The following is a 5,722-nucleotide window of genomic DNA, read 5'->3' as shown; positions in this document are numbered from 1 at the left end:
AACAATGTTTCATCCATTATTTTAAAAGTGGTGGCAAAAGCAGGACAATATTCCGATGGAGAACAGAAAGCTGTTGCGGTTCTACCGAACAGAATGCTGGTAACTGACGCGGTTCCGGTTTTTGTAAAACAAGGCGAAACCAAAACATTTGAACTGGAAAACCTTAAAAATGCGACTTCCACCACGATTTCCAATGTCTCCAATACGCTGGAACTCACGACCAATCCGATCTGGGAGATCATGTTTGCGCTTCCGAGCCTGAAAAATGACCGGAACAATTCAGCGGATGTCATTTTTAACAAATGGTTTGCGGATGTTTTGGCATCTGAAATCTTTAAAGCCAATCCGAAGCTGAAAACCGTTTTCGAAGAATACCAGAATAAAGGATTATTGAATTCCAATCTTGAAAAAAATCAGGAACTGAAACAGTTGTTGCTTGAAGAAACACCGTGGGTTCTGGAAAGCAAAAATGAAGAAGAACAGATGTCGAAACTGGCTTTGCTGTTCGATGTCAATTCAATGAAAAACTCAATTCAGCAGGATTGGGAAGATTTAGAGAAACTACAGAATCCGGATGGAGGTTTTTCGTGGTATAAAGGTTATCCGAGTTCGTATTCCACATCATTGTACATTCTTAAAAATTTAGGAAAAATCAATGTCTGGCTGAAAGATAACGTAAAAGATTACCAAAATTCCGAACAGAATGAAATGGTGGCGAACCTGATCAAATACGTAGATAATGAAATTGAAAAATACACTTCGACTTCGCTCAGTGCGGGAAAAGAAAATGTAATCAATAACTGGACTTTAGACTATCTCGATACCCGAAATTACTGGGAAAAGCAATATCCGTTAAAAGGAAAAGGAGCGACTTTAAAATCCTTGGTAAAACAGAAAGTAAAAACGATGAAAATTACAGATTTTACCTTCTTCGGACTGCATCGTGCCGCTTTACTGATGAACGATTATGGTTTAAAAGAAGTTTCGGATAAACTTTTAAATTACCTGAAAGAAACTTCCGTAGATTCAAAAACGCAGGGGGTGCACTGGAAACAGAATCTTGATGACTGGGGCTGGTTCAGCTCGAAAGTGGTGAATCATGCAGGAGCTTTAGAAGCATTTAACAGATTAAAACCCAACGACCAGCAATTTATTGAAGATTTGAAAATCTGGCTGATTACGCAGAAAGAAGTGAATTCATGGGGAAGCTCAAGAGGAACTTCAGAAGTTATTTTTACGATTTTAAATTCAGGAAAATCATGGACGAATGCGGAAAGCGATAAAGCAACGATTGTTTGGGGCGGAAAAGAACTTCAGCCACAGACTCAGGCAACAGGTTATGTGAAATCTACCGTGAAATCGGATGTTTTAGATAAAAATTTAGCCACAGTTACAGTCACAAAACCGGGCGCAGGAATTGTACAGGGAGGTTTGTTCTGGCAGTATTACGAAGATCTGGATAAGATAAAATCTTCTGAAAATTATCTGTCCATAATCAAAGAACTGTACAGAAAAATCAAAACGATTAATGGGGAAGAATTGCAGAAAATCACTACGGAAACTCCGTTAAAAGTGGGCGATAAAGTGACGGTACGAATGATTCTGAACACCGATCGTCCGATGGAATTCATCCACATCAAAGACATGAGAGCAGCAGGATTTGAACCTTTGGATGTACTTTCGGGGTATCAGTGGAAGAATAATTTAGGATATTATCAGTCGACCAAAGATGCTTCCACAAATTTCTACATTGAACAGATGCCGAAAGGAAAGTATGTTTTTGAGTATGATTACGTTGCCAATGCATCCGGAATATTCTCAAACGGAATTACCACGATCCAGAATTATTACGCACCGCAGATGAATGCGCATACGAAAGGAAGTAATGTGATGATTTCGGAATGATTTGTTTACAAATGATAAAACGGTAAAAAAGATATTTTAAAAAATCATAAAAGATAACGCGATAATTAGAATATCTTAAGTTTTCAAAAAGAATAAAATTTCAATTTTAAGATTTGGAAAATATAAAAATTAAAATACAGCTTCATAAAAATTGGATACATGATAAAGGAGGAGAGCAGCTGAACGTTGAAAATGAAGAGTTGAGCAATATGGAATTATTTGATGAAAATTTAAATTCAGCTGTGTTTTGTAATACAAAATTTATAAACGGAGTTTTCCGAAATGTAAATCTGGGCGGAAGTTCTTTCTTTAACTGTGTTTTTTCTTCGGTCAATTTTGAAAATTCGTATCTCAGAAAGTGTGAATTTCACCAGTGCAGATTCCAAAACTGTATTTTTTTAGAAAGTGAAACAACAAAAGCAGAGTTTTATGATACTTCCGTGGAGTTTTGTCTTTTTAAGAATTTAAAATTAGGCTGGAGTTATTTTGGGAATTGTATAATTTCTGGCTCAAATTTTCAGTTGGTAGAAGTGGATGGTTTAATTTTTTCTGACTGTCGGTTTCAGAATCTTGATTTTAAAGATCTGAAATTCAGCAAAGCGTATCCTGTGAAGATAAATGACTGTGCAAATATCATTGCTGTAGAAGAATTAAAAAGACAAACAAAATGTACATCCGCCTGAACAGTGAAAAAATGAAAAAATCGTACAGAGATACCCTTAATCTGGCGATACAGAAAACGGAGGAACTAATGAAGTTACTTCCTGAAATTTCCATGTATCATTCCATCTATAATCAATTACTTGATATCAATGAAAAAATAATAAAGAATACTACTGTTTTTTCTGAAAACGAATTATACAAAAGATATTCTTTAGGACATTTGGCGGTGAAAAATTTCGATTACGAAAATGATGAATATGCAAAATTGTTAATAGACATCTTCGGAGGAATATTTGATTATCATGCATCGTCCGAAAATTTCAGGCAGCTTTTGTTTGATGGAGATGAAAGAGAATGTGTAAACAAATTGTTTGAAGTTAATTATCAGAAAATCAGGCTGATTGATTTTTATGACCATCCGTTAAAAGAACTGAAAAAAGAAATAGATCATGAAAGTTTTGATCTGATGGTGGAAGAAAACAGCTTTAAACGGATAAATAATTTTATTGAAAAATACATTTCTGAAAAAGGACTGGAAATATATTATCTGAAGAAAAATGATCTGATTTATTTATTTTCCTACGGCGAATATCAACCGGGAAGATATATGCTTTTTTTAGAAGACATCCGGATTTGGAACTCTTAAAATTACGGGAATTTTAACTGAAATAAATTATTTAATTAAGAAGAATTGGAAAACGAAATATATGATACGCTGTACTATTACAGCGAAGATGGCGAAGAAGGCTATGATCTTACAGAAGTACAGCTCCTCGGAAAAACAGACGAAAACCGTGTTGAAAAACTGAAACATTTGCTTCAACATAAAAATCCCTACATTTCTTATCAGGCAATGCTTATTTTGGTTGCTTGGGCAATTCCGGAAGGATTTGTACAGCTTGACCGTTTCATCTCTGAAAAATGGGATGAAAAGCACAGCTTTGAACCTCACAGAATTTATAATGAAGATAATGTGTATGATGTTATCGTGGATGCATTATACATTTCGACACTCAATGGAAAAGAAGAACAGGAATTATATCCTTATGTAAAACATTTCTTAAGCATTTACGGAGATAGGTTTTTCGAATCCTGTTTAAAAGATTTTCTGTTGAAAAAAGACTGCAAACCGCTGCTGAAAGAAATTGAAGAGGCGATGAAAAGTGCTTTGAAAAATGAAAAATATTATCAGGCAAGTCAGCTTTTTCCGGTTATCGTTCATTACGATAAACACAGGTTTGAGGAATATTTTGAGGTTTTCAGTTCCTTATTAAAAGATGATAAGAGAATTGGATATAATATTGAAGAGGCTGAAAAAATCAAATCATAGATGGTTAGATCTGAATGAGGGAAATTATATTTTAATTTTAATAATCATGAAAAACCTTTTAGAAAAAAAAAGACGGGTATTATTATATTTATGAAAACGGCGACACCATTGAATTATCCGCTCCGATTTCTACTCCGGCACCGGGTTTTGATGCAATCCATACGCTGACTGATCCTGAAAAAAAGGAATATCTTACAAAAGGAATTGCAGCTCTCGAAGACCGAATAAAAGATATGGAAATGAACTTTACCAAGTATGTTTTGAATTCTTGGAGGTAAATAATAATGAGAGCAGGTCTGTATTGTAATCATGTTTGAAATAAAATTGAATAACCAAAAATCCAAATGAGCTATTTTGACGAGACATTATTTTTATTAAAAGAAGGAAAAGAGCCTAAATCTTTTATTTCAGATCTTAATAAAAAATTAAATTCTATTAATGTAGCCCTTCAAAGAAGTGATTATGTAGTCGTAGTATTTAACGATTGCAGAAACGAAGAGGAAAAAGAACCGATTTGGCTGGATAATTCAACAACGGAAGAAGAAGTTGTGGATTTGATCTGTTCATGGAAAGGGCTAGGTTTACTTACTTACAGACATCCGGATTTTAGGTTGGAAGTGGATATCAATTATTTAACATGGGATGATAAGCTCCTGCGTGGTTTTGTAATTTCCTTTGCAGGAAGTGATATGATCTATAAACAAGATATACAAAAAAAGCTGATATCTGAAATCTCCGAATTTGTTGATTATGAATATATTGTCGGAGATATAAGCAACGTATCTAGAAATTACATACGAATGGAAGAAAGTTTAGACAAAATAAAAGAACAAATTCTAAACAATACCTTCGAAATTGACAGCAAAACATGGTGAAATAAATTTATGAAAAAAATACTGGGCAGGATTATTAATAATCAAATTATAGAATTGAATGAAAAACATTCATTTTTCTTTTGCGATTTAAGGGGATCAGAAATTATTTTAAATACAGATTGCTTACAGATTGTCGGATGTATTATAGATGATTTAAGTCTTTGTATTGAGCAGGAAAAAAGCGATATTTTACTGGATATCAATCTGAATCTGGATTCAGACAAAGAAATTGTCATAAACGAAAAGTATTCTGGTAAAAGCAGGATCAGTATTCATCGACCGATTAAAAATGAAGAATTAACATCTTTATTTAAGAAGGTTTTCGACGTTAAAAATTATCATAAAGGTTATGATAGTGAACTATTGCTGAACTATATCTCCCAAAATAAAGACTTCGAAATCATACCTTTACTGGCGACCTGCTTTTTGTATGCAGGAAAAAGTTGGGAAGTGAAAACTCAGATCATAAGATACCTTTATGAAGAGGGTAAATTTAGAAACCTTCAATATCCTTACAGACAGGAAGTATTAAAGCGAACGTATATGTTGCTTTTTGATGAAGAATACATGTGCCGGGATTTTGCAGCTCAATTGGTTTCACAATTACATCCAAAACCGGAAGAACTGCAGTTAAATGACAGAAATTACATTCTGAGTATTCAGGAGAAATATCTGTTCGAAGGTTTATCAATGCTTGATAAAAGATATTTTAAAGAAATCAATGAGGATATTTTGCTTAAAGGACTGGAAAGTACAGACTGTGAAACCGTAATTAACGTTATCAAGATTATGGATAATATTGATATTTCCAGATTTTGGAACCGACTGATTATGTACATACAAAATAAAGAATATGAAAGGATTTCAAGCGATTATCTATACGCTCTGTATAAAATATTATCAGTATTCCGGTACAGCGATTATTATGAAGAAGATATCAGTTTTTATC

The 5,722-nt window shown here is 33.7% G+C and carries 5 protein-coding genes and 1 pseudogene; all 6 read left to right on the top strand.

The window, feature by feature from the left end; all coding sequences use genetic code 11:
* Positions 1 to 1,905, top strand: a pseudogene (locus DD829_RS24260) (hypothetical protein); the annotation flags it as partial.
* Between the two features lie 113 nt (positions 1,906 to 2,018).
* Positions 2,019 to 2,588 (top strand): pentapeptide repeat-containing protein, encoded by a 570-nt coding sequence (locus DD829_RS22005; RefSeq protein WP_108409905.1) that lies wholly within the window; start codon positions 2,019 to 2,021, stop codon positions 2,586 to 2,588.
* A gap of 11 nt (positions 2,589 to 2,599) precedes the next feature.
* Positions 2,600 to 3,214 (top strand): immunity protein Tsi6 family protein, encoded by a 615-nt coding sequence (locus DD829_RS23885; RefSeq protein ID WP_228408266.1) that lies wholly within the window; start codon positions 2,600 to 2,602, stop codon positions 3,212 to 3,214.
* A gap of 45 nt (positions 3,215 to 3,259) precedes the next feature.
* Positions 3,260 to 3,898, top strand: a complete 639-nt coding sequence (locus tag DD829_RS21995; protein WP_116548147.1) for a hypothetical protein — start codon at positions 3,260 to 3,262, stop codon at positions 3,896 to 3,898.
* A 344-nt stretch (positions 3,899 to 4,242) separates the two neighbouring features.
* On the top strand, positions 4,243 to 4,773 hold the full coding sequence (locus DD829_RS21990; RefSeq protein ID WP_116548146.1) for a hypothetical protein: 531 nt from the start codon (positions 4,243 to 4,245) through the stop codon (positions 4,771 to 4,773).
* Positions 4,774 to 4,782: 9 nt separating this feature from the next.
* On the top strand, positions 4,783 to 5,722 hold a 940-nt coding region (locus DD829_RS21985), incomplete at its 3' end, for a hypothetical protein (RefSeq protein WP_133240955.1).

Source organism: Chryseobacterium sp. HMWF035, from assembly GCF_003094695.1.
Taxonomy (GTDB): domain Bacteria; phylum Bacteroidota; class Bacteroidia; order Flavobacteriales; family Weeksellaceae; genus Chryseobacterium; species Chryseobacterium gambrini.
Note: the sequence above shows the minus strand (reverse complement) of the source record. Positions and strands in the feature narration are given on the sequence as shown.